Raw genomic sequence first — 20,939 nt, forward strand, 5'->3', positions numbered from 1 at the left:
CCTACCTTAGGGAAGCACGGTGCCGACGGCCGAACCCGATGCCGATTGGCTTACCCTGCGCGCATGGCGGGCGCTCGTGCAAAAGTCCGTGTAATCGCCGATGCGGCAAGGCACCGTCAGTTCGATTGAGGACTGAGGCCAGAGGGCCTGTGCCCAGGCATCCCGTTGCTTGCTGCCTTCGCGCAGTCCTTCCGAGATAGCGGACCTCAGCGCCTGGCGCTGCTCGCCGGGGGTATTCATCAGCGCGTTCATGTCGTCGAAATCGGCCGCTGGGACGTTGGCGCTCGCCAGCCAGCTGCGAAGCTGGGCGTCATGCGTGCTATTCAGATCATTCATTCGTGTCCCTTCGCCAGCGTTCCCTCATGCGGGCCCGAGATGGCGAAGAAGGCGGTATCCCTTTGCCATGCGATTTTCCGATTGATGAGGAGGGGGAGTTTGGGGGAGGCTGGCCTTGCAGGGCAAGGCTCCTGTCGGCGCCGCATTGTTCAAGCTGGAGCGCGCCCCTGTCCAGCCGTGCATCGCCGCGGCCGGCGGCGACGATGCGCTCAGGTTAAACAATCAGAAGCGCGAGTGCTCACTGAAACTGTAGAACTCGCCGTCCCCGATGATGATGAAGTCCTGCAGAAGCAGCTGGTGCAGTTCGCCAAGCGCATGCAGGCGTTCGGCCGTTTCGATGTCCGGCGCGGAAGGTTGGCAGTGGCCGGACGGATCGTTGTGGACCACGATGATGGTCGTGGCGCGGGCAAGTATCGCGTTCCTGAAAATCTCCACAGGTTCGATGAGTGCGCCGCGCCCCGTGCCGATCGCTGCCACCTCGTACGACAGCACCTCCAGTTGAGGGTTCAGGTGAAGAACGATCACCTTCTCCTTGGTTTCGTCCTGCATCTCCCTGAACAGCTCGTAGACCTGGCGAGGGCTTTCGACCGGCTTGTTCAGGAGGTCATCGTCGACTCGCCTTCTCGTGAAGGTGACCTTGAGTTCCTTGAGGTACGCCATTTCTTCTCCCTTGAATGCAGTTCGGGTCGTTCCGGAATCGAAGGCGGTGGGACAGCAGTTCAGACAGTGGGCTCGGCAGCATACCCAACTCGCCGCGCCACCAGCCCTGACCTCACGCCGCGCACGCCCGTTCGGGCCGATGGGACAATCCGCCCCATGACCAGCCCCGCCCAGACCCTCACCCTCACCCGCCCCGATGACTGGCACCTCCATGTACGCGACGGCGACGCCCTGCAAGCGGTGGTGCCGCATTCGGCACGCCAGTTCGGCCGGGCGTTGATCATGCCCAACCTGCGCCCCCCGGTGACCACCGCCGAGCAGGCCAAGGCCTACCGCGACCGCATCCGTGCCGCCGTGCCGGAGGGCCTGGACTTCGAGCCCGTCATGTCGCTGTACCTCACCGACAAGCTGCCCCCCGAGGAGATCCCGCGCGCCGCCGCGGCCGGCGTGTGCGCCCTCAAGCTCTACCCTGCCGGCGCGACCACCAACAGCGATGCGGGCGTGACCGACATCCGCATCACCTACCCGACGCTCGAAGCCATGCAGAAGCATGGCCTGCTGCTGCTGGTGCATGGCGAGGTGACCGACCCTGCGGTCGATCTGTTCGACCGCGAGGCGGTCTTCATCGAACGGGTGATGATCCCGCTGCGCCGCGATTTCCCCGAACTCAAGATCGTGTTCGAGCACCTGACCACGAAAGAGGGGGCCCACTACGTGCGCGACGCCGACCGCTTCACCGCCGCCACCATCACCGCGCACCACCTTCTCTACAACCGCAACGCGATTTTTACCGGCGGCATCCGGCCGCACTACTACTGCCTGCCGGTTCTCAAGCGCGAGACCCATCGACTCGCGCTGGTGGAGGCCGCCACCAGCGGCAGCCCGCGCTTCTTCCTCGGGACCGACAGCGCGCCGCATCCGGCGCATCTCAAAGAGCACGCGCTGGGGTGCGCCGGCTGCTACACCGCGCTGACCGCCCTGGAGCTCTACGCGGAGGCTTTCGACAACGCGGGCGCGCTCGACTGGCTCGAAGGTTTCGCCAGCTTCCATGGCGCCGACTTCTACGGCCTGCCGCGCAACACCGACACCGTGACGCTCAAGCGCGAAAGCTGGACGGTGCCCGAGACGCTGCCCTATGGCGAGGCCACGCTCAAGCCGCTGCGTGGCGGCGAGACGCTGGCCTGGAGGCTCGCATGAGCATGGTGATGCTGCTGATCGACGCCGACAACGTCTCGGCCGACGTGATCGAGCAGGCGGTGCAGCGCACGCTGGCCGACCAGGGCGCGATCCATGTGCGCCGGGCCTATTGCAATGCCGAGACCGCGCTCAAGCAGCAGGCGCTGTTCAAGCGCCTCTCGGTGCGGCCGATGGTCAACCTGGCCGCCGGCAAGAACTGCACCGACATCGCACTCGCGGTCGACGCCATGGACCTCGTGGTGACGGAACGGCCCGACCTCGTGGTGCTGGTGTCCTCCGATTCGGACTTCGCCCCGCTGGTGATCCGCCTGCGCGAGAAGGGCTGCCGCGTCTGCGGCATCGGCCAGCAGGGCAAGACGGGTGAAGACACCGTGGCGGTCTACGACAGCTTTATCGATCTGCAGCACCAGGCCGCGGGCCGGCCCGCCGCGGCCAAGCGACCCGCCCGCGGGCGACGCGCCAAGGCCCAGGAGGCCGCGCCGCCGGCGCCCGTGCTGCCGGACGACGTGCTGCGCATCCTCGATGCGGTGCCGGAGCTCCTTCGCGGCGACCGGGTCGAGCTCAACCACGCCGCGGAGCGCCTGCGTGGTGCCAAGCTGCTGGGCAAGAGCGCGAGCTCGCCCAAGCTGTTCAAGAAATTCCCGGAGCTGTTTTCGTTGACGCCGCAGAAGACGCCGAACAAGGTGCAGTACGTCGGCCCTGCCGTGACGTGAGCCGCACGTCGCTTGCGAGGCGAACAGCACCGCAGCCGAAGGCGAAGGTATTCCGGTGAGTACGCCAAGGGCCTTCGACCCCGCCCAGCCCTGGCTCGCGCCCTATGCGCCGCGGGCGGCGGCAATGGCGGCATCGCTGGCGCGGGGCCATGGCGCGGCGGCGGTGCTGTCCGATGCGGCGCCAGGCATCACGCTGCCGGCCGGCCCCTTGCGCTTCGTGCATGCCGATGGCGCGCCGCCCGGCGAAGCCTACGAGGCCTTCATCTTCCGGACGGCGCAGGTGCCCACGCGCAACAACCTGCATGACTTCTTCAACGGCCTGGTCTGGCTGCATTTCCCGCTCGCCAAGCGACGGCTGAACGAACTGCAGGCGGCCGAGATCGCGCGCGCCGGCGTCGGTGCGACCCGTGGTCCGTTGCGCGATGCGTTGACCTTGTTCGACGAGAACGGAGCGGTGCTCGATGCACCGCCGGCGCTGTGGCAGGCGCTGCTCGCGCGCGACTGGCAACGGCTCTTCGTGGGCGAACGCGCGCTGTGGCGCGAAGCGCGGCTGCTCGTATTCGGCCACGCCTTGCTCGAAAAGCTCGCCACGCCACGCAAGGCGCTGACGGCGCACGTGCTGTGGGCGCCGGGGACGGTGAGTTCGATCGCGATCGACGATGCCGCCATCGCCGCCGCGTTGGACCGTTCGCACCTCGCTGCCAAGCCTTTCGCGCCGCTGCCCGTGCTCGGCGTGCCGGGCTGGTGGCCGGCCAACGAAGCCCCGGGCTTCTACGACGACGCAGCAGTCTTCAGGCCGGCGCGATGTCCGCGGCACTGAGCGCCGGGCCGTCGACAAACACGTCCGCGTGGAAATCGGCGGCGGCAAGGCCGAGCTGCTGCGTTGCCAGTTCTCGCACCGCCTGCACCATGCCCGGCGAGCCGCAGCAATAGAGCTCCCGTCCCGCGAGGTCGGGGCAGCGGGCCTGCAAGGCCTGGTCCACGCGGCCTGCAAAGGCATCCTCGGCCGCATCGGCGGCTTCCTCGCTCAAGGCTGCAATGAAGCGGAAGGATGCCGGCCATTGCTTCTGCCACTTCGCCACCGCCGAGCGCAGGTAGATGCCCTCGGCCCGGCGTGCTCCCCAGATCAGCGTGACGGGCCGGTCGACGCGGCGCTTGGCCATGTCGTCGAGGATGGACGTGATGGGCGCGAAGCCGGTCCCGCCGGCCACGAAGACGATGGGCCGCGCCGAGTGGGCGTCCAGCGTCACGGCACCGAAGGGCAGCTCGAGATCGAGCAGGTCTCCCTGCCGCAGGTCCGGGACGCGGACGCTGAAGGCACCCCCCGGCACATGCCGAATGTGCAGCGTGATCGCGTCGCTCTCGTGCGGCGCATTGGCCATCGAGTAGCAGCGGGTGCTGCCGTCGCCCACCGCGAGCTGCAGGTACTGCCCGGCATGGAACTTGGCGCGCTGCCCGGCCGGCAGGCGCAGCTGCAACACGGACACGTCGGGCGCTGCCAACTGATTGCGGAACACCTTGGCCGTGAAGCGCTTGCGCGCGCCCGGGTCGATGCGGTGCCAGGTCGCCGGCTGGATCTGCAGGTCGGTCTTCGGGGTGCACATGCAGTAGAGCACTTGCTCGGGCGTGCAGCTCTCGTTGCGGATCGAGGCACCTTCCAGGCCGGCGACCTCGCCTTGCGCGATGCCGCCGGCGCAGTTGCCGCACACGCCTTTGCGGCAGGAATAGGGCAGCTCGATGTTGGCGCGCAACGCAGCGTCGAGCACGCTCTGGTTCTCGGCGCAGTCGAAGGCGATCTCGCTGCCGGCGATGGCGATGCGATGGCTCACCGGAGTCCCTTCGCCTGCGGCTGCGGTGCCATGAGCCTTCGGAGCGGCCGTGCGGCTCATGGTGTGGTGTCCTCGAGGCGCATGCCCGACAGAAGATGAATGGTGCGCAGCACCGCAGCGGGATCGGCAATGCCGCGGCCCGCGATGTCCATCGCGCTGCCATGGCCCACGCTGGAAAGCAGCACCTCGGCGCCGATGGACAGCGCGCTGGCCGCGTTGGGCGCCAGCAGCTTGATGGGGATGTGCCCCTGGTCGTGCAGCATCGCGACGTACAGGTCGTGCCTGCGCTGTGCGAGCAGCATGTCGGCGCCGTGCGGGCCGTCGACGCGCAGGCCCTGGGCGCGCAATGCGCGAACGGCGGGCTCGACCCGTGCGGCGTCTTCGGGACCGAACAGGCCGCCCTCGGAGGCATGCGGGTTGATGCCGAAAACCCCGATCGACGGGTCCGGCACGCCCAGCAGCGCGCAGGCGCGAAGGCCCGCGCGGACCGCGGCGACGACGAGTTCGGGCCGCAGGCGGTACAGGGCGTGCCGTACGCTCTCGTGCAGCGTCGCATGCACGATGCGAAGGCCGCCACCGACCAGCATCAGGAACACGCTGTCTTCCGGCTGGCCGCAGACGCGCGCCACCAGCGAGGGGTAGCCGCTGAAGGCGATGCCCGCCTGGTGAATCGCGGTTTCGTGATGCGGGCAGGCCACCACGGCATCGAACTCGCCGCGCCGGCAGGCCTCGATGGCAGCGCTGGCCGAGGCCACGGCCGAGGCGCCGGCCGCCGCTTCGACGTGGCCCGGACGCGCTGCTGCAGCCGGCAGTTCGCCCGCGCCGACCATGGTCTGGCCTGCCAGCAAGGCGTCGAGCCCAAGTTGCGCGGCCGTGTGTTCGAGCACGCTCGGCGGCCCGAAGAGCGTGATGCGCGCGCGCGCATCGACCGGCAGGGCGGCCAGCGCCTTCAGCGCGATCTCGGGGCCGATGCCGTTCGGATCGCCCGCGGCAAGCGCGAGCCGCCGGGGTGAGGACGTCGTCGCAAGGCTCACAGCGGCAGCGCCAGCAGCGTATCGGTCACCGTGCTGTCGCACACGGCCACGCGCGATTGCAGCTTGAGCTGGCCGTCCTGCTGCACGAAACGGTCCTGGTAGACCCCCGTGGCGAAGACCTCGGTCTGGCCGGTCGCCATGATGCGGGCCACGACGAAAGGCGTGCGCGCCTCGGCGCCTTCGGTGCTGGCCTGCTGCACGAACGGGATGCCCAGCAGGTGCCGGTAGCGCTGCCGCTCGTAGATGTTGGCCTCGCGCAGCGCCGCGATCCGGTCTTCCAGCATCGCGCGCGAGTCGGCGTAGACAATGCCGGCGGCCAGTCCGTCGCGCTCGTTCTCGACGTGCGTGATGCGGTAGTGGCAGTCCTCGGTGAAGTAGTCGGGCCATTGCTCCAGCGCGTCGCTGTCGATGGTGTGGGCATAGGCCGCGTTGAAGGCGCACAGCGCCAGCAGGTCGATCATGGTGTGTCTCTCTTGTCTCAGGCGCCCATGTGGCGGCGGTAGGCTTTCCAGAAGCCGCGCACCGAGGCCTCGGTAGCGCGCCCCTCGCTTGACTCGGTACTGTCGCCACCCATCTCGACCACCGCTTGCTGGTCGCGCGCCCCGGCGATGCCGCGCTGCACGAAGCCACCGACCGCGCCGTCCTCCATCGAGATGAAGCCCGCGGGGCCGATCAGGTTCGACTGCTTCAGGCGCACGCGGCGCTGCTCGGGCGTGTCGTCGGCATAGCCCAGGTAGGTCCAGTTGAGTTCGGTGCGTTCGACGCCCTTGGGCAGCACCTGGCGCACCGCCAGGCAGTTCTGGATCTGCTGCAGCACGAAGCCGGGGAAGACCGAGAGGATCTGCAGCGTCACGCCGTCCTCGTATTCCTTGAAGCCGGCCAGCAGGCTCGGGTCCTTCAGGCGATAGCGGTCGTTGTCGGAGCGCAGCGCCTGCTCCTTGTACGAGGCGTCCTTCTCCGCCGCCGCATCGATCATGGAGTAGCTCACGTGATGGCCGCCGCTCTCGTCGACGATCACGCCACCCTTCTGCGAGAGGCGGTTCAGTTCGAAGGTGGTGAAGAACAGGTGCAGCAGGCTGGCGTGGTAGCTGTCCTTCACGTTCTCCACGTAGAGTTTCCAGTTGTTGGGCAGTGCTTGCGTGAAGCGGCCGATGACCTCCACCGGCTTGTGCAGCACGCGCTCGATGCGCGCGCAGATCTCCTCGCCCAGGTAGTCCTCGATGCCGGGCACGTCTTCGCTGAAGCTGCCGAACACCAGGCCGCAGAAGGTGGCGATGCGCAGCTTGCGCGGGCCGTGGGCCTCCTTGCAGAAATCGGGCGGCATGCCGCCCTGGCCCTTGACGCCCTTCTCGAAGGCGACGCCCGTCAGGTCGCCCTGGCGGCTGTAGCTCCAGGCGTGATAGACGCACTGGAAGTTCTCGGCGCGGCCGGACTTCTCCAGCGCGATGAGGGCGCCGCGATGGGCGCAGCGGTTCTCGAAGGCATAGATCTCGCCGTCGTCATCGCGCACCACCACCACCGGCGTTTCGCCCGCGAAGGTGCTGCGATAACTGCCGCTGTCGGGCAGCTCGGCTTCGAGGCACAGGTAGTTCCAGGTCTCGCCGCGGAAGATGCGGGCTTGCTCGTCGGCCGCGGTCTGCGCATCGCTGTAGAGCGCGAAAGGGATGCGCGTGAGGCCGGGGCCGGCCCAGTGGATCGGTTGGAATGCGGTGTCGTTCATGGCTGCAACTTCGACTTCAACTTCGACTTCGATTCAATCGAGCGAGACCTTCGCGCTCTTGATGACCTTCTCCCACTTGGCGGACTCGGCCTGGATGAACTTGCCGGTCTGGGCACTGTCCCAGCCACGCGGCTCGGCGCCTTGCTCGGCGAACTTCTGCTTGACCTCCGGCTGTGCCAGCGCGTCGGCGATGGCCTTCTGCGTCGAGGCGACCTTGGACGCCGGCGTACCGGGCGGCGCTACCACCGCGAACCAGGTCACGGCGTTCATGGCAGGCAGCTTCTGCTCGGCGAAGGTGGGCACGTCGGGCAGGGCAGGCGAGCGCTGCCCGTCCGCCACGCCGAGGATGCGCAGCTTGCCGGCCTGGTGGAAGGGCAGCGAGGAACTGAGGTTGTCGAAGAACACGTCGATCTGGCCGCCCACCAGGTCCACCAGCGCCGGAGCCGTGCCCTTGTAGGGGATGTGGACCATCTCGACGCCCGTCAATTGCATGAACATGCTGGCGGTCAGGTGCGAGGTGGTGCCGTTGCCCTGCGATCCGTAGCTCAGCTTGCCGGGGTGGGCCTTGGCGTAGGCGATGAATTCCTGCACGTTCTTCACCGGCAGCTTGGGGTTCACCACCAGCACGTTGGGCACCGTCGCGAGCACCGTGACGGGCACCCACTTGGACGGGTCGAAGGAGAGCTTCTTGTAGAGGTGCTGGTTGATCGCGATCGGCGCCGGTGGCGAGGCCATCAAGGTGTTGCCGTCGGGCTCGGAGCGGAACACCATCTCGGCGCCGATGTTGCCGCCCGCGCCGGTGCGGTTGTCGATCAGCACGCCGCCGGGAAACTGCGGGCGCAGCTTCTCGGCGACCACGCGAGGCAGGATGTCAGCGGTGCCGCCGGCGGGGTAGGGCACCACGAGTTTCAGCGCCTGGGGCCCTTGGGCGGTGGCAGTGCCGAGCAGGCAGGCGCCGGCCAGGCAGGCGGCGCTTGCGCGCCGTGCAAAGGTTTTCAGCATGGGTGTCTTGTCTCCGTGGCTGGACATTCATCGGGCTGGAGGAAGTGTCCCGCCCATGGCGATCGCGGACAAGCTAGATTTGCGCTATGCGCAAGAAACCCGCCGAAGCTCCAGCAGCTGCCGTCAGCGAAGGCAAGAATTTCGTCGCCTCGCTGCAGAAGGGCCTGGACGTGCTGACCTGCTTCGGCCGCCAGCACAGCCGCCTCACCGTGTCGGAAGTGGGGCGCCTGACCGGCTGCTCGCCCGCCTCGGCACGGCGTTCGCTACTGACCCTGCAGGCGCTGGGCTATCTCGACAGCGACGGCAAGCGCTTCTGGATGTTGCCCAAGGCCCTGCTGGTGGCGCACGCGTATCTCGCCTCGCGGGCCACGCCTTCGCTGGCGCAGCCGCTGCTCGACGCGCTGTCGGAGCGCACGCGCGAATCGGCCTCGCTCGGCAAGCTGCTGGGCGACCACGCGATCATCATTGCCCGCTCCACGGCGCGGCGCAGCCTCAGCACGGGCCTGGGCATTGGCTCGCGGCTGCCGGCCTATTGCTCGGCGCTCGGGCGCGTGCTGCTCGCCAGCCTGCCGCCGGCCGAGGCCGAGCGGCGCGTGCGCGCGATGCCGCGGCAGCCGCTCACCGCACGCACCGTGTACGAGCTGAGGCCGGTACTGGCGCTGCTCGCGCGCTGCCGCGAAGAGGGCTACGCGGGCAACGACGGCGAACTCGAGCTCGGCGTGCGCTCCATGGCCGTGCCGGTGCACGACCGCAGCGGCGCGATGGTGGCTGCGATGAGCATCGCGGTGCGCACGGAACGCATGAGCTTCGTCGAGTTCCGCGATGCTTTCCTGCCGGCGCTGCGCAAGGCCAGCGTGACGCTGGCCGGACGGCTTTATCCCGAATAAGCGTAGTGGCGTGTTCAGGGGCCGCGAACTTTTGCTCCTATGATCGATCGATGCCCCCGTGCCGCGGCGCCCACAACCAAGACAACGATCCGCCTGCGCCGCCGCGCTTGAAACCGCATTGCGGGGCCTCATCTTTTCGCCACGGCGAGCGCGTCGCCTGAACCCACGGAGAATTCAGCTTGAAACGCATCCTTCTGTTCGTCCTGACCAACGTCATGGTCGTCGCAGTGCTGGGCATCGTGGCCAGCCTGCTCGGCGTCAATCGTTATCTCACCGCCAACGGTCTCAACCTGACGGCGCTGCTGGGCTTCGCGCTGGTGATGGGCTTCGGCGGCGCGATCATCTCGCTGCTGATCAGCAAGCCCATGGCAAAGTGGACCGCGGGTGTGCGCATCATCAACGACCCGCAGTCGCCCGACGAGGCCTGGATTGTGCAGACCGTTCGCAAGTTCGCCGACAAGGCCGGCATCGGCATGCCCGAGGTCGGCATCTTCGAGGGCGAGCCCAACGCCTTTGCCACCGGCGCCTTCAAGAATTCCTCGCTGGTGGCGGTCTCCACCGGCCTGCTCGCCAACATGACGCGCGAGGAGGTCGAGGCCGTGATCGGCCACGAGGTGGCGCATGTGGCCAATGGCGACATGGTGACCATGACCCTGATCCAGGGCGTGATGAACACCTTCGTCGTGTTCCTCTCCCGCGTGATCGGCTATGCGGTCGACGGCTTCCTGCGCCGTGGCAGCGACAACAACTCGGGCCCCGGCATCGGCTACATGGTCACTACGCTGGTGCTCGACATCGTGCTGGGCTTCGCGGCTGCGATCGTGGTGGCCTGGTTCTCGCGGCATCGCGAGTTCCGTGCGGACGCCGGTGCGGCCCAGCTGATGGGCCGCAAGCAGCCGATGATGAATGCGCTCGCCCGCCTGGGCGGCCTGCCGGCCGGCGAGCTGCCGAAGGCGGTGGAAACGATGGGCATCACGGGCAGCATCGGCAAGCTGTTCGCGACGCACCCACCGATCGAGGAGCGCATCGCCGCGCTGCAGAACAGCGCGCAGGCCTGAATCGTGTCGGGATCGAAGAAGCCGCCGTTCAGGCGGCTTTTTCATGGCTACGCGATGGCGCGCGCCACGGCTTCCGCGACCTTGATGCCGTCCACTCCCGCCGACAAAATGCCGCCCGCATAGCTCGCGCCTTCGCCCGCCGGGTAGAGCCCGCGCACGTTGAGGCTCTGGAGATCCTCGCCGCGCGTGATCCTGATCGGCGAGGAGGTGCGCGTCTCGACGCCCGTCAGCACCGCGTCGTGCAGGTCGAAGCCCTTGATCTTGCGGCCGAACGCGGGGAAGGCCTCGCGCATGGCCTCGATGGCATAGGCCGGCAGCGCGGCGCGCAGGTCGCACGGCGTCACGCCCGGCTTGTACGAGGGCTCGACGCTGCCGAGCGCGCTGGAAGGCTTGCCGGCAACGAAGTCGCCGACCAGCTGGCCCGGCGCGCGGTAGTCGCCGCCACCGAGCACGAAGGCGCTGGACTCGAGCGCCCGCTGCAGCGCGATGCCCGACAGCGGCGAGCCGGTGCGGCCATCCTCCCAGCCCGGATAGTCGCGCGGATCGATGCCCACCACGATGCCCGCGTTGGCGTTGCGCTCGTTGCGCGAATACTGGCTCATGCCGTTGGTGACCACGCGCCCGGGCTCGCTGGTGGCCGCGACGACGGTGCCGCCCGGGCACATGCAGAAGCTGTAGACCGAGCGGCCGTTGCTCGCGTGGTGCACCAGCTTGTAGTCGGCCGCGCCCAGGAGCGGGTGACCGGCATGCCGGCCCCAGCGCGCGCGGTCGATCAGGCCTTGCGGGTGCTCCACGCGAAAGCCGATGGAAAAGGGCTTGGCTTCGATGTGCACCCCGCGCTCGTGCAGCATCTCGAAGGTGTCGCGCGAGCTGTGGCCCAGCGCCATCACCACATGGTCGGCGCGCAGTTCGCTGCTCGTGCCGGTGCGTTGGTCGAGCACGGTCAGGCCGCGCAGTTGCCCGTCTTCAACAAGCACATCGGTCACGCGCTGCTCGAAGCGGATCTCGCCGCCCAACGCGACGATCTGCTCGCGGATGTTCTCCACCACCTTCACCAGCTTGAAGGTGCCGATGTGTGGATGGGCGACGTAGAGGATCTCCGGCGGCGCGCCGGCCTTGACGAACTCCTCCATCACCTTGCGGCCGAGGAAGCGCGGGTCCTTGATCTGGCTGTAGAGCTTGCCGTCCGAGAAGGTGCCGGCACCGCCTTCGCCGAACTGCACGTTCGACTCCGGGTTCAGCGTGCTCTTGCGCCACAGGCCCCAGGTGTCCCTGGTGCGCTGGCGCACGGTCTTGCCACGCTCCAGCACGATGGGCCTGAAACCCATTTGCGCCAGCATCAGCGCGCAGAAGATCCCGCAGGGACCAAAGCCCACGACGACGGGTCGCGGCGCGTCCTGGGGCGCCTGCACGGGCGGGCGGTAGGCCATGTCGGGCGCGGGCTGCACATGCGAGCGTCCGGCGTGCCTGGCCAGCACCGCGGCTTCGGCCTGCGCATCGGGCAACGCGACGTCGACGATGTACACGGTGAGCAGCTCGGCCTTGCGCGCATCGAAGCTGCGCTTGTAGACCGTGTGCGAAGCGATGTCGCCGGGCGCGATGCCCAGCGTGGATGCGACCAGCGCGGGCAGTGCCTCGGGCGCATGGTCGAGGGGGAGCTTGAGTTCGGAGACGCGGATCATGGCGGGCGGCCCGTGGTGATCGGGCAGGTGGCGCTGTGGGGGATTGCCATTGTCGCAGCGGGCGCTCACCTGTTGCGTTGGCAGGGTGACCGCGCGAGCGGCCATTCCGAGCTGCCAGCGGGGCAGCCGTGCCTGCAGGCGACATAATTGCGGCCGTGAAGCGCGCCGGACCGCCGCTGGTGCAAGTCCCGAAAGGGCGCACTGGAGGAAAGTCCGGACTGCACAGGACAGCGCAGGAGTTAACGACTCTCCACCGCGAGGTGAGGATCAGAGCAACAGAGACGAGTCGGCCGGGGCAACCCGGCCGGGTGAAACGGGCAATCTCTGCGCGCAGCAACACCAAGTAGGCCAGCCGGGAGTGGCGCGGTTCGCCGCGACTCTCCACCTTGTGGTTCCGCAGGGAGAGCTGGCGGGTAGGTGGCACCGAGCCGTCTGGCGACAGACGGCCCAGAGTAATGGCGGTTACGTCGGGGGAAACCTCGACGCACAGAATCCGGCTTACAGGCGCGCTTCACACTTTTTTTTGCCGCTCGGCGGCCGCAGTTCCGGCTTCATGGTCCCCACGCGCAGCCGATGGGCGTTCACTGCGATCGCGCGCTTGCCGTGGGGGCCGGAAGTCAGAAGCGCTCGTTCGGCAGCAGGTAGCGCCACTGGCCGGCCAGCAGCCCCGACAGTGCCACGCGGCCGATGCGCAGGCGCCGCATGCCCAGGATCTGAAGGCCGACGGCCTGGCACTCGTGCGCGATCTGGCCCGGCCGAAGGCCCTTCACGGCAAAGCGCAGCCCGGTGTGCCCTTCGGCCTGCTGGCTGACGCTGACGCGTGCCGGCGCCTGGTTCAGCCGCGCCAGCTGCTCGGGCCCCACCGGGCCGGCCACGTCGACGATGACCTCGTGCTCCAGCACTGCCGCGTCTTCCTGCAGCTTGCGCTCGATGCGCCATTCCTGGGTGAAGACGACCAGCCCGTTGGCCCCGGTTTCCAGCGGCGTCATGCAACGCTGCGCCGCCACGTGGCGCGGCAGAAAGCGCAGGCCCGCGCGCTCGGGCGCTTGATGGTTCGCGGGCACGAGCAAGCGGTGCGCCTGCTCCGTCGCGGTGCCGGCGGGCTTGTGCAGCAGCAGCGTGACCGGCACCACCGGCGCCGGCCGCGCGCCGGCCTCGATCTCGACCTGCTGACTCGGCTGCACGCGCGATTGCGGCAGCAGCGCCGGCGCGCCGTCGACGCGCACCGCGCCGTTCTCGATCAAGAGCTCGGCCTCCCGCCGCGAGCAGCCGGCCATCGCGGCCACCCGCTTGGCCAGGCGGATGCCTTCGTCGGTGTCAGTCATCGTGGCGCGCGCTGCCGGATGCGCTCCACGTGGGCGGCCAGCGAGCGCGCGGCGACCGGCCACAGGCGCTGCGGCACGTCGTCGTAGGCGAGCGGCAGCCAGTCCTCGGGCGAGCCTTGCGGCAGGCGCTCCATGGCGGCGGCGATCCTGGCCTCGCGCTTCAGGCGATGCGCCTTCAGGTGGGCGATGGCGGCACGCGCCTCGCCCAGCACGTGGCCGTGCGCCGGCACGATGAAGCGGATGTCGCCCTCCGCACAGAGGGCGTCGAGCCGATCGAGCGAATCGAGGTAGGCATTCATGTCGCCGTCGGGCGGGTCGACCACTGTGGTGCTGCCGTTGAGCACATGGTCCCCGGAGAAGAGCAGGCCGTCTTCCTCCAGCACCAGGCACAGGTGGTTGGCCGCGTGGCCGGGCGTGTGCACGGCGCGCAGCGTGTGCGTCGTGCCCTGGCCGTCCTGCAGCACCAGCCGCTCGCCGTCCTGCAGCACCCGCTCGGGCACGAAGTGCGAGGCCGGGCGCGCGGTCGGCGCCGAAGGCAGGCCGAGGATGGGCGGCTTCGCCGGCGTGCACAGTGCCTGCAGCGGCGCCGCGCCCGGGGCGTGGTCGGCATGCGAATGGGTGCAGACGATCAGGCGGATGTCGCCGCCGGTGGCGCGCCGCAGCCGCCCGAGATGCGCCGGGTCGTTCGGGCCGGGGTCGATCACGATGTAGCCCGTGGCCGCGTCGCCCACGATGTAGCTGTTGGTGCCGGGGCCGGTCATGGCGCCGGGGTTGGGTGCGGTCAGGCGCTGCAGGTTCTTCAGCAGCGCCACCGGCGTCTCGTTCTGCCAGCCGAGCTCATGCACGATCTGGCCGTCAGGACAGACCAGCGCCAGCTCCCCGTAGGGCGACTCGTGCTCCATGTAGCGCGCTTCCTTGCCGCGCAGCAGGCCGGCGCGCGGGCAGCTGGTCCACAGCGGGCCCTCGCCGCCCGGCCGGTTCGCGCAGGCGTCGAGCACCGCGTCGACCGTCGGATAGGACGCAAGCCGCTCCAGCGTGCGCAGCGTCGGAAAGATCATCAAGAAGCCGCCCGCCTGGTGCCGCGCCAGCGCGTCGGCCGGGCGCACCCAGCAGGGCTCGAACTGCTCGGCCTCGTCGGCGACCGGCGTTTGGCCCTCGGGCATGCGCGCGACCAGGAAGGGCACGTCGAAGCGCTTGGGCAGGTCGCGGTCGGTGATCCAGTGGGCCAGCGTATAGACCTGGTCGGTGGCAAGCAGCAGGCCGCGCGCCGCGCATTGTTCCGCCAGCGCCACGGCGGAGGTGGTGCTGCGGTCCATGGCCGTGACAACGCCGGGATCCACGGGGCGGCCATCCGGATGCCGGGCGAGCAGCACGCCGAGCTCCTCGAAGCATTCGCGCACTGCGGCGACGGATTGGGTGAGCTGCAGATCGACCTGTGCACGCCGGCGCGTCGCTATGGCGCCGGCCGCGGCATCGGCTGCCTCGATGCGGCCGCCGGGAAACACATAGGCCCCGGGCGCGAAGCTGGCGCTGGCGGAGCGCCGCGTCATCAGCACCTCGACGCCTTCGGGCGTGTCGCGCAGGAGCAGGACGGTGGCGGCGGGCAGCACGGCGGCCGGCTCGCGCGCGGAATGGAGTTGTTGGGTGGGGCGTGCCATGGGCCGTCATTATCGAGAGGCTGGCCGGGGGCTGCATCGGCATGGTTGCTGCATAAGCTTCGATGCCATCGTGAATGAGTGCCGCCCAGCCGCCCGGCCGCCCGAAGGCGCTCGCACCGCAGTGCGCAGCAGGAAAGTGCTCCGATGATCTGCACGCCACAATGCTCGGTCGCTCCATTCCTGTCTACGAGGACCGCCATGCCCGCTTTCCGCTCCCGTCGCCCGTTCCTTGCCCTTGCCGGCCTCGCGCTGGCGGCGCCCCTTGCCTTTGCCCAGGCCGATTGGCCGCAACAGCCGGTCACGCTGATCATGGGCTTCCCCGCCGGCTCGGGCGTGGACGTGGTGGCGCGCACCATCCAGGAACCGCTGTCGCAGAAGCTCGGCCAGCCCGTGGTGATCGACTACAAGTCCGGCGCCGCCGGCAACATCGCCAGCGAGTACGTGGCGCGCGCGAAGCCCGACGGCTACACGCTGGCCTTCGGCACCGCCGCCACCCACGGCAGCAACGCTGCGCTCTACAAGAAGCTGTCCTTCGATGTCGAGGCCGACTTCGTGCCCGTGGCGCCGGTGCTCGATGTGTCGAACGTGCTCACCATCAATCCCGAGGTGATCGACGTCAAGACGCTCAAGGAGTTCGTCGAGCGGGTCAAGGCCAACCCCGGGAAGTACAACTACGCCTCGACCGGGAACGGGGCGGGCACCCACATGGCCTTTGCCGAGTTCAACGCGCGCCTGGGCCTGGAGATGATTCACGTCCCCTACAAGGGCGGGCCGGAGGCCATCACCTCGGTCGTGCGCGGCGAAACCTGCTGCATCATGAACCAGGTGCAGACCGTGCTGCCGCAGTACAAGGCGGGCAAGGTGCGGCTGCTGGGCGTGACCACCGCCAAGCCGGTCGCGGCAGTCAAGGAGGTGCCGACCATCGCGTCCAGCGGCCTTCCGGGCACCCAGGGTTTCGACAGCTCGATCTGGTTCGGCGTGTTCGCACCCAAGGGCACCGACGCCCGCATCGTCGACAAGCTCAACGCCGCGATCAGCGCCGTGCTGGAGCAGCCGGAGATCCGCGAGAAGTTCGAGGCGCAGGGCAATACGGTGCGCATCGAGACGCCGGCCCAGTTCAAGCAGACGGTTCATGCCAATCGCGTGAAGTGGGCCGAGGTCGCGAAAGCGGCGAGGATCAGTATCGATTGAGCGCGCCACCGCCGGTGGCTGCCAGGGAAAGACGTCGCGACGTTGACCGGCTGCGCCGGCGCCGAAAATTCGCTAGGCTTTGGTTCACGACAACGCGGAGACAACGCGATGAGCCAGGGCGCATCCCCTCTTCGTCTGCACGTGCCCGAGCCGACCGGCCGGCCGGGCCACGAGACCGACTTCTCCTACCTGCATCTCTCGCGTGCCGGCGAAGTGCGGCGGCCGCCGGTGGAGGCCACGCCGGCCGACACCAGCGACCTGGCCTACACATTGGTGCGCGTGCTCGACGACGAAGGCCGCGCCATCGGGCCATGGGCGCCCGATGCGGACCCGGCGTTGCTGCGGCGCGGCCTGCTCGCGATGATGAAGACGCGCACCTTCGACGCGCGCATGCTGATCGCGCAGCGGCAGAAGAAGATCTCCTTCTACATGCAGTGCCTGGGCGAAGAGGCCATCGCCACCGGCCATGCGCTGGTGCTCCAGCAGGGCGACATGTGCTTTCCCACCTACCGCCAACAGGGACTCCTGCTCGCGCGCGACGATGTGCCGATGGTGGACCTGATCTGCGAGCTGATGTCCAACGAGCGCGACCCGCTCAAGGGCCGGCAGTTGCCGGTGTGCTATTCGATGAAGCGTGCCGGCTTCTTCTCGATCTCGGGCAACCTGGCCACGCAGTTCATCCAGGCGGTGGGCTGGGGCATGGCCTCGGCGATCAAGGGCGACACGCGCATCGCCTCGGCCTGGATCGGCGACGGCGCGACGGCCGAGTCCGACTTCCACACTGCGCTGACCTTTGCGCACGTGTACCGCGCGCCGGTGATCCTCAACGTGGTCAACAACCAGTGGGCGATTTCCACCTTCCAGGCCATCGCGGGCGGCGAGGCCACCACTTTTGCAGCGCGCGGCGTCGGCTGCGGCATCGCCTCGCTGCGCGTGGACGGCAACGATTTTCTCGCGGTGATCGCGGCTTCTCGCTGGGCGGCGCAGCGGGCGCGCAGCAATCTCGGGCCGACGCTGATCGAGTGGGTCACCTACCGGGCAGGGGCTCATTCCACCTCGGACGATCCTTCGCGCTACCGGCCTTCCGATGACTGGCAGCACTTCCCGCTGGGGGACCCGATCGCGCGGCTTGCCCAGCATCTGCGCTTGATCGGGGCATGGTCCGAGGAGGAGCACCGGAAGGCGCAGTCGGAACTCGAAAGCGAGGTGAGCGCGGCGGTGAAGGAGGCGGAGCGCTACGGGTCGCTGGTCGACGGACATATGTTCGGGGCGGCGGCGATGTTCGAGGACGTCTACCAGACCATGCCGCCGCATCTGCAGGAACAGCGGAGGCAACTTGCGCGGTTCCAGAAAGGATGATGTCGGTGAGCACGTCTTTGCTTTCTCTTCCTCTCTTGCTACCTCTCCCGCTTGCGGGAGAGGGTTGGGGTGGGGGCACTGGGCGCTTGTTTTGGCGGTGTGGTTGTTGTGAGGCTGGAGCCGGGGCGTCGTCCCGGCAGCCGAGTCACTTTCTTTTGTCTCGCCAAAAGAAAGTAACCAAAGAAAAGGCGACCCCACTGCGCGTGACCCTTCGCTTCGCTACGGGCAACCTGCGGTGCTCGCTTCAGGCGGGGTCCGCGCAAACTCGCTTCGCTCAAACACGCGCGGCCCTTTTCCCGCCTGAAGCTGCGCTCCTCGGCACGCGCAGAGGGGATTGGGACGGGCCATTGCTTCGCTCGGCCGCCAACGGCCTCGCTGCGCGAGGCCTGGGACAGGTGCTTGCGTACATGGACGAGCATGGACATCGTCACGAACACGAACACGAACACGAACACGAACACGAACACGAACACGAGCACGAGCACGAGCACGAGTATGTGCATGTGCATCTGCGTTCGAGCGAGAGTCGGCGTAAGTTGGGGCCCAGGGCTGACGCTCATCTGCAAACCACACAAGGACGCGCCATGGCGCGTTGGATTCCAAGTCCCCTCTGGCCGCGCCGAGGAGCGGAGCTTTTCGCGGATCAGGGCCGCGCGTGTTTGAGCGAAGCGAGTTTGCGCGGACCCCGCGAAAAGCGAGCACCGCAGGTTGCCCGTAGCGAAGCGGAGGGTCGCGGCCAGCGGGGTCGCCTTTTCTTTGGTTACTTTCTTTTGGCGAAGCAAAAGAAAGTGACTCGGCTGCCGGGACGACGCCCCGGCTCCGGCCTCGAACAAAGCGCGCCGTATCGACTCGCCCCGACGCTACCCCTGAAGAACAAAGCCCGGAACAAAGACCAGACCACAGCCCAGAACAAAGCCCAGAACCCGGACACCCCCCCATGCCCACCATGACCATGATCCAGGCCCTGCGCTCCGCCATGGACCTGATGCTCGAACGCGACGACAACGTCGTGATCTACGGCCAGGACGTGGGCTACTTCGGCGGCGTCTTCCGCGTCACCGAGGGCCTGCAAGCCAAATACGGCCGCTCGCGGGTTTTCGATGCGCCGATCTCCGAAGGCGGCATCGTCGGCTCGGCCATCGGCATGGGCGCTTATGGTCTGCGGCCGGTGGTGGAGGTGCAGTTCGCCGACTACTTCTATCCCGCCTACGACCAGATCGTGTCCGAGGCCGCGCGGCTGCGCTATCGCTCGGCGGGCGACTTCTTCGCGCCCATCACCATCCGCATGCCCTGCGGCGGCGGCATCTACGGCGGGCAGACGCACAGCCAGAGCCCCGAGGTACTGTTCACGCACGTGTGCGGGCTGCGCACGGTGATGCCCTCCAACCCGCGGGACGCCAAGGGCCTGCTGATCGCCTCGATCGAGAACGACGACCCGGTCATCTTCCTGGAGCCCAAGCGCCTCTACAACGGCCCCTTCGACGGCCATCACGACCGGCCGCTGGTGCCCTGGTCGCAGCACCCCCTGGGCGAAGTGCCCGAGGGCTACTACACGGTTCCGCTGGAATCGGCCGCGGTGTTCCGGCCCGGCAGTGCGCTCACGGCGCTCACCTACGGCACGATGGTCTTCGTCTGCGAGGCCGCTGCGCGCGAGACCGGCATCGACGCCGAGATCATCGACTTGCGCAGCCTGTGGCCGCTCGACCTGCCCACGCTCGTCGCGTCGGTGAAGAAGACCGGCCGCTGCGTGATCGTGCACGAGGCCACGCGCACCAGCGGCTTCGGCGCCGAGCTCGCGGCACTGGTGCAGGAGCACTGCTTCTACCACCTCGAGGCGCCGATCGAGCGCGTGGCCGGCTGGGACACGCCCTACCCGCACGCGCAGGAATGGGCCTACTTCCCCGGCCCGGCGCGCGTCGGCGCCGCCTTCCAGCGCGTGATGGAGGACTGATCGAATGGGCGAGCTCGCGATCAAGGTACCGGACATCGGCGAAGGCATCGCCGAAGTCGAGCTGGTCGCCTGGTGGGTCCAGCCGGGCGAGACCGTGGCCGAAGACCAGGTGGTGGCCGATGTGATGACCGACAAGGCCACGGTCGAGATTCCGTCGCCCGTGGCAGGCAAGGTGATCGCGCTGGGCGGCACGGTGGGCCAGCTGATCGCGGTGGGTGCGGAGCTGATACGCATCGAGGTGGAGGGCCGAGGCCACGCCGAGGTGGCCGCCACGCAGACGGAAGGCCCCACGCTGGGTCCCCCACCGGTGCCGGCGCCTCCACCTGCCCCCGCGCCTGCGCCTGCACCCGCACCTGCACCTGCACCTGCACCTGCACCTGCACCTGCAGCTACGCGCTCGCCCTCGCCCTCGCCGCCGAAAACACAGGCGCACGCGCCGGCAGGCGAGCGGCCCATTGCCTCGCCCGCAGTGCGCCGCCGGGCCTGGGAACTCGGCGTCGACCTGCGGCAGATCACGGCCAGCGGCACGGCCGGGCGCATCGTGCAGGCCGACCTCGACGCCTGGCGGGCCCGGCACCCCGGTGCGCCGCACGCGCCGCCGCAGCCCGCCGGCGCGCCGCGCGGCGTCGAGCGCCACGACGAGGAAGCCGTGCCCATCACCGGCGTGCGCCGCCGCATCGCGCAGCGCACCCAGGACTCGGCACGACGCATCCCGCACTTCACTTACGTGGAGGAGATCGACGTGGGCGAGATCGAGCGCCTGCGTGCCGCGCTGAACGAAAAGTGGGCCGGCGAGCGCCCGCACCTGACGCTGCTGCCGCTGCTGGTGCGTGCCGTGGTGCTCGCGGTGCAGCGCCACGCGCAGGTCAATGCCCGTTTCGACGACGAGGCCGGCGTGCTCACGCGCCATGGTGCAGTGCATGTGGGCATCGCCACCCAGACCGAGGCCGGCCTGATGGTGCCGGTGCTGCGCCACGCGGAGGCACGCGATCCGTGGTCGAGCGCGGCCGAGATTGCACGCCTTGCGGCCGCCGCGCGCGCCGGCCATGCCACGCGCGACGAACTGACCGGCTCCACCATCACCATCACCAGCCTGGGCGCGCTCGGCGGCATCGCCTCGACGCCGATCATCAACCAGCCCGAGGTGGCGATCGTGGGCGTCAACCGCATCGTGCAGCGGCCCGTCGTGCGCGATGGCACGATGCAGCCGCGCAGCATGATGAACCTGTCCTGCTCCTTCGACCACCGGGTCATCGACGGCCTGCTCGCGGCCGAATTCGTGCAGGCGGTGCGGGCCGCGCTCGAGTCTCCCGCCCTGCTTTTCATCGACGGCTGAG

At 68.7% G+C, this 20,939-nt stretch carries 20 protein-coding genes and 1 other RNA gene; 10 read left to right on the top strand and 11 right to left on the bottom strand.

The window, feature by feature from the left end; all coding sequences use genetic code 11:
* Positions 1 to 6: 6 nt before the first annotated feature.
* Complete coding sequence (locus E5CHR_RS04450) at positions 7 to 336, bottom strand: hypothetical protein (RefSeq protein WP_162578562.1); 330 nt, start codon at positions 334 to 336, stop codon at positions 7 to 9.
* Positions 337 to 558: 222 nt separating this feature from the next.
* Positions 559 to 996, bottom strand: coding sequence for a JAB domain-containing protein (locus E5CHR_RS04455; RefSeq protein ID WP_162578563.1), 438 nt, complete (start codon positions 994 to 996; stop codon positions 559 to 561).
* Positions 997 to 1,152: 156 nt separating this feature from the next.
* Here E5CHR_RS04455 and pyrC point away from each other — a divergent pair, with 156 nt between their 5' ends.
* The 3 genes from pyrC (at position 1,153) to E5CHR_RS04470 (ending at position 3,726) form a co-directional block, all read left to right on the top strand.
* Positions 1,153 to 2,193, top strand: coding sequence for a dihydroorotase (gene pyrC / locus E5CHR_RS04460; RefSeq protein ID WP_162578564.1), 1,041 nt, complete (start codon positions 1,153 to 1,155; stop codon positions 2,191 to 2,193).
* A complete protein-coding gene (locus E5CHR_RS04465; RefSeq protein ID WP_162578565.1) occupies positions 2,190 to 2,906 on the top strand; it encodes an NYN domain-containing protein in 717 nt (238 codons plus the stop codon). The genes pyrC and E5CHR_RS04465 overlap by 4 nt, the downstream gene beginning before the upstream one ends.
* A 124-nt stretch (positions 2,907 to 3,030) precedes the next feature.
* Positions 3,031 to 3,726 (top strand): DUF3025 domain-containing protein, encoded by a 696-nt coding sequence (locus E5CHR_RS04470; RefSeq protein ID WP_162583563.1) that lies wholly within the window; start codon positions 3,031 to 3,033, stop codon positions 3,724 to 3,726.
* Here E5CHR_RS04470 and E5CHR_RS04475 read toward each other — a convergent pair.
* From E5CHR_RS04475 to E5CHR_RS04495, 5 genes are read right to left on the bottom strand one after another with little or no spacing between them, the layout of a single operon-like run.
* Positions 3,698 to 4,795 (bottom strand): 2Fe-2S iron-sulfur cluster-binding protein, encoded by a 1,098-nt coding sequence (locus E5CHR_RS04475; protein ID WP_232061951.1) that lies wholly within the window; start codon positions 4,793 to 4,795, stop codon positions 3,698 to 3,700. The genes E5CHR_RS04470 and E5CHR_RS04475 overlap by 29 nt on opposite strands.
* The gene (locus E5CHR_RS04480; RefSeq protein ID WP_162578566.1) at positions 4,792 to 5,769 is read right to left on the bottom strand and encodes a PdxA family dehydrogenase; all 978 of its coding nucleotides are present in this window, start codon (positions 5,767 to 5,769) and stop codon (positions 4,792 to 4,794) included. Before E5CHR_RS04480 ends, E5CHR_RS04475 begins: the two co-directional genes overlap by 4 nt.
* Positions 5,766 to 6,230, bottom strand: coding sequence for an aromatic-ring-hydroxylating dioxygenase subunit beta (locus tag E5CHR_RS04485; RefSeq protein WP_162578567.1), 465 nt, complete (start codon positions 6,228 to 6,230; stop codon positions 5,766 to 5,768). The genes E5CHR_RS04480 and E5CHR_RS04485 overlap by 4 nt, the downstream gene beginning before the upstream one ends.
* A 17-nt stretch (positions 6,231 to 6,247) precedes the next feature.
* Positions 6,248 to 7,489 carry an aromatic ring-hydroxylating dioxygenase subunit alpha gene (locus tag E5CHR_RS04490; RefSeq protein WP_162578568.1) on the bottom strand — a complete coding sequence of 414 codons (1,242 nt, stop codon included), beginning with the start codon at positions 7,487 to 7,489 and terminating at the stop codon, positions 6,248 to 6,250.
* Between the two features lie 33 nt (positions 7,490 to 7,522).
* Complete coding sequence (locus E5CHR_RS04495) at positions 7,523 to 8,491, bottom strand: Bug family tripartite tricarboxylate transporter substrate binding protein (RefSeq protein ID WP_162578569.1); 969 nt, start codon at positions 8,489 to 8,491, stop codon at positions 7,523 to 7,525.
* Between the two features lie 86 nt (positions 8,492 to 8,577).
* Here E5CHR_RS04495 and E5CHR_RS04500 point away from each other — a divergent pair, with 86 nt between their 5' ends.
* A complete protein-coding gene (locus E5CHR_RS04500) occupies positions 8,578 to 9,378 on the top strand; it encodes an IclR family transcriptional regulator domain-containing protein (RefSeq protein WP_162578570.1) in 801 nt (266 codons plus the stop codon).
* Positions 9,379 to 9,557: 179 nt separating this feature from the next.
* On the top strand, positions 9,558 to 10,436 hold the full coding sequence (gene htpX / locus E5CHR_RS04505; protein ID WP_162578571.1) for a protease HtpX: 879 nt from the start codon (positions 9,558 to 9,560) through the stop codon (positions 10,434 to 10,436).
* Between the two features lie 47 nt (positions 10,437 to 10,483).
* Here the strand turns inward: htpX and E5CHR_RS04510 are convergent, their stop codons facing one another.
* Positions 10,484 to 12,118 (bottom strand): NAD(P)/FAD-dependent oxidoreductase, encoded by a 1,635-nt coding sequence (locus tag E5CHR_RS04510; protein ID WP_162583565.1) that lies wholly within the window; start codon positions 12,116 to 12,118, stop codon positions 10,484 to 10,486.
* Positions 12,119 to 12,275: 157 nt separating this feature from the next.
* Between E5CHR_RS04510 and rnpB the strand changes: the two genes are divergently transcribed.
* Positions 12,276 to 12,635: RNase P RNA component class A (rnpB, locus tag E5CHR_RS04515), an RNA gene on the top strand.
* Positions 12,636 to 12,735: 100 nt separating this feature from the next.
* Here the strand turns inward: rnpB and E5CHR_RS04520 are convergent.
* Complete coding sequence (locus E5CHR_RS04520) at positions 12,736 to 13,443, bottom strand: RNA pseudouridine synthase (RefSeq protein ID WP_162578572.1); 708 nt, start codon at positions 13,441 to 13,443, stop codon at positions 12,736 to 12,738.
* Complete coding sequence (locus E5CHR_RS04525; protein ID WP_162578573.1) at positions 13,440 to 15,101, bottom strand: MBL fold metallo-hydrolase; 1,662 nt, start codon at positions 15,099 to 15,101, stop codon at positions 13,440 to 13,442. The genes E5CHR_RS04520 and E5CHR_RS04525 overlap by 4 nt, the downstream gene beginning before the upstream one ends.
* Positions 15,102 to 15,299: 198 nt before the next feature.
* On the opposite strand from E5CHR_RS04525, the gene E5CHR_RS04530 reads away from it, so the two are divergent.
* Positions 15,300 to 16,292 (top strand): Bug family tripartite tricarboxylate transporter substrate binding protein, encoded by a 993-nt coding sequence (locus E5CHR_RS04530; RefSeq protein ID WP_162578574.1) that lies wholly within the window; start codon positions 15,300 to 15,302, stop codon positions 16,290 to 16,292.
* Positions 16,293 to 16,400: 108 nt separating this feature from the next.
* On the top strand, positions 16,401 to 17,651 hold the full coding sequence (locus E5CHR_RS04535) for a 3-methyl-2-oxobutanoate dehydrogenase (2-methylpropanoyl-transferring) subunit alpha (RefSeq protein WP_162578575.1): 1,251 nt from the start codon (positions 16,401 to 16,403) through the stop codon (positions 17,649 to 17,651).
* A gap of 38 nt (positions 17,652 to 17,689) precedes the next feature.
* On the opposite strand, the gene E5CHR_RS04540 is transcribed toward E5CHR_RS04535, so the two are convergent.
* On the bottom strand, positions 17,690 to 18,154 hold the full coding sequence (locus E5CHR_RS04540; protein WP_162578576.1) for a hypothetical protein: 465 nt from the start codon (positions 18,152 to 18,154) through the stop codon (positions 17,690 to 17,692).
* A gap of 434 nt (positions 18,155 to 18,588) precedes the next feature.
* Between E5CHR_RS04540 and E5CHR_RS04545 the strand changes: the two genes are divergently transcribed.
* Both E5CHR_RS04545 and E5CHR_RS04550 read left to right on the top strand, forming a co-directional pair.
* Positions 18,589 to 19,602, top strand: coding sequence for an alpha-ketoacid dehydrogenase subunit beta (locus E5CHR_RS04545; RefSeq protein WP_162578577.1), 1,014 nt, complete (start codon positions 18,589 to 18,591; stop codon positions 19,600 to 19,602).
* 4 nt (positions 19,603 to 19,606) lie between these two features.
* Positions 19,607 to 20,938 carry a dihydrolipoamide acetyltransferase family protein gene (locus E5CHR_RS04550; RefSeq protein ID WP_162578578.1) on the top strand — a complete coding sequence of 444 codons (1,332 nt, stop codon included), beginning with the start codon at positions 19,607 to 19,609 and terminating at the stop codon, positions 20,936 to 20,938.
* Position 20,939 lies beyond the last annotated feature (1 nt).

Origin of the sequence: Variovorax sp. PBS-H4, from assembly GCF_901827205.1 — a bacterium.
Taxonomy (GTDB): Bacteria; Pseudomonadota; Gammaproteobacteria; order Burkholderiales; family Burkholderiaceae_C; genus Variovorax.

Bases quoted from the DNA above. Each gene is read 5' to 3' on its own strand.
- pyrC (WP_162578564.1), top strand. From the start codon at position 1,153: ATGACCAGCCCCGCCCAGACCCTCACCCTCACCCGCCCCGATGACTGG.
- E5CHR_RS04520 (WP_162578572.1), bottom strand. From the start codon at position 13,443: ATGACTGACACCGACGAAGGCATCCGCCTGGCCAAGCGGGTGGCCGCG.
- E5CHR_RS04545 (WP_162578577.1), top strand. From the start codon at position 18,589: ATGCCCACCATGACCATGATCCAGGCCCTGCGCTCCGCCATGGACCTG.
- E5CHR_RS04540 (WP_162578576.1), bottom strand. From the start codon at position 18,154: ATGCACATACTCGTGCTCGTGCTCGTGCTCGTGTTCGTGTTCGTGTTC.
- E5CHR_RS04450 (WP_162578562.1), bottom strand. From the start codon at position 336: ATGAATGATCTGAATAGCACGCATGACGCCCAGCTTCGCAGCTGGCTG.
- E5CHR_RS04550 (WP_162578578.1), top strand. From the start codon at position 19,607: ATGGGCGAGCTCGCGATCAAGGTACCGGACATCGGCGAAGGCATCGCC.
- E5CHR_RS04455 (WP_162578563.1), bottom strand. From the start codon at position 996: ATGGCGTACCTCAAGGAACTCAAGGTCACCTTCACGAGAAGGCGAGTC.
- E5CHR_RS04530 (WP_162578574.1), top strand. From the start codon at position 15,300: ATGCCCGCTTTCCGCTCCCGTCGCCCGTTCCTTGCCCTTGCCGGCCTC.
- E5CHR_RS04500 (WP_162578570.1), top strand. From the start codon at position 8,578: ATGCGCAAGAAACCCGCCGAAGCTCCAGCAGCTGCCGTCAGCGAAGGC.
- E5CHR_RS04470 (WP_162583563.1), top strand. From the start codon at position 3,031: ATGGCGGCATCGCTGGCGCGGGGCCATGGCGCGGCGGCGGTGCTGTCC.
- E5CHR_RS04490 (WP_162578568.1), bottom strand. From the start codon at position 7,489: ATGAACGACACCGCATTCCAACCGATCCACTGGGCCGGCCCCGGCCTC.
- E5CHR_RS04535 (WP_162578575.1), top strand. From the start codon at position 16,401: ATGAGCCAGGGCGCATCCCCTCTTCGTCTGCACGTGCCCGAGCCGACC.
- E5CHR_RS04495 (WP_162578569.1), bottom strand. From the start codon at position 8,491: ATGCTGAAAACCTTTGCACGGCGCGCAAGCGCCGCCTGCCTGGCCGGC.
- E5CHR_RS04510 (WP_162583565.1), bottom strand. From the start codon at position 12,118: ATGATCCGCGTCTCCGAACTCAAGCTCCCCCTCGACCATGCGCCCGAG.
- E5CHR_RS04465 (WP_162578565.1), top strand. From the start codon at position 2,190: ATGAGCATGGTGATGCTGCTGATCGACGCCGACAACGTCTCGGCCGAC.
- E5CHR_RS04525 (WP_162578573.1), bottom strand. From the start codon at position 15,101: ATGGCACGCCCCACCCAACAACTCCATTCCGCGCGCGAGCCGGCCGCC.
- E5CHR_RS04485 (WP_162578567.1), bottom strand. From the start codon at position 6,230: ATGATCGACCTGCTGGCGCTGTGCGCCTTCAACGCGGCCTATGCCCAC.
- E5CHR_RS04475 (WP_232061951.1), bottom strand. From the start codon at position 4,795: ATGAGCCGCACGGCCGCTCCGAAGGCTCATGGCACCGCAGCCGCAGGC.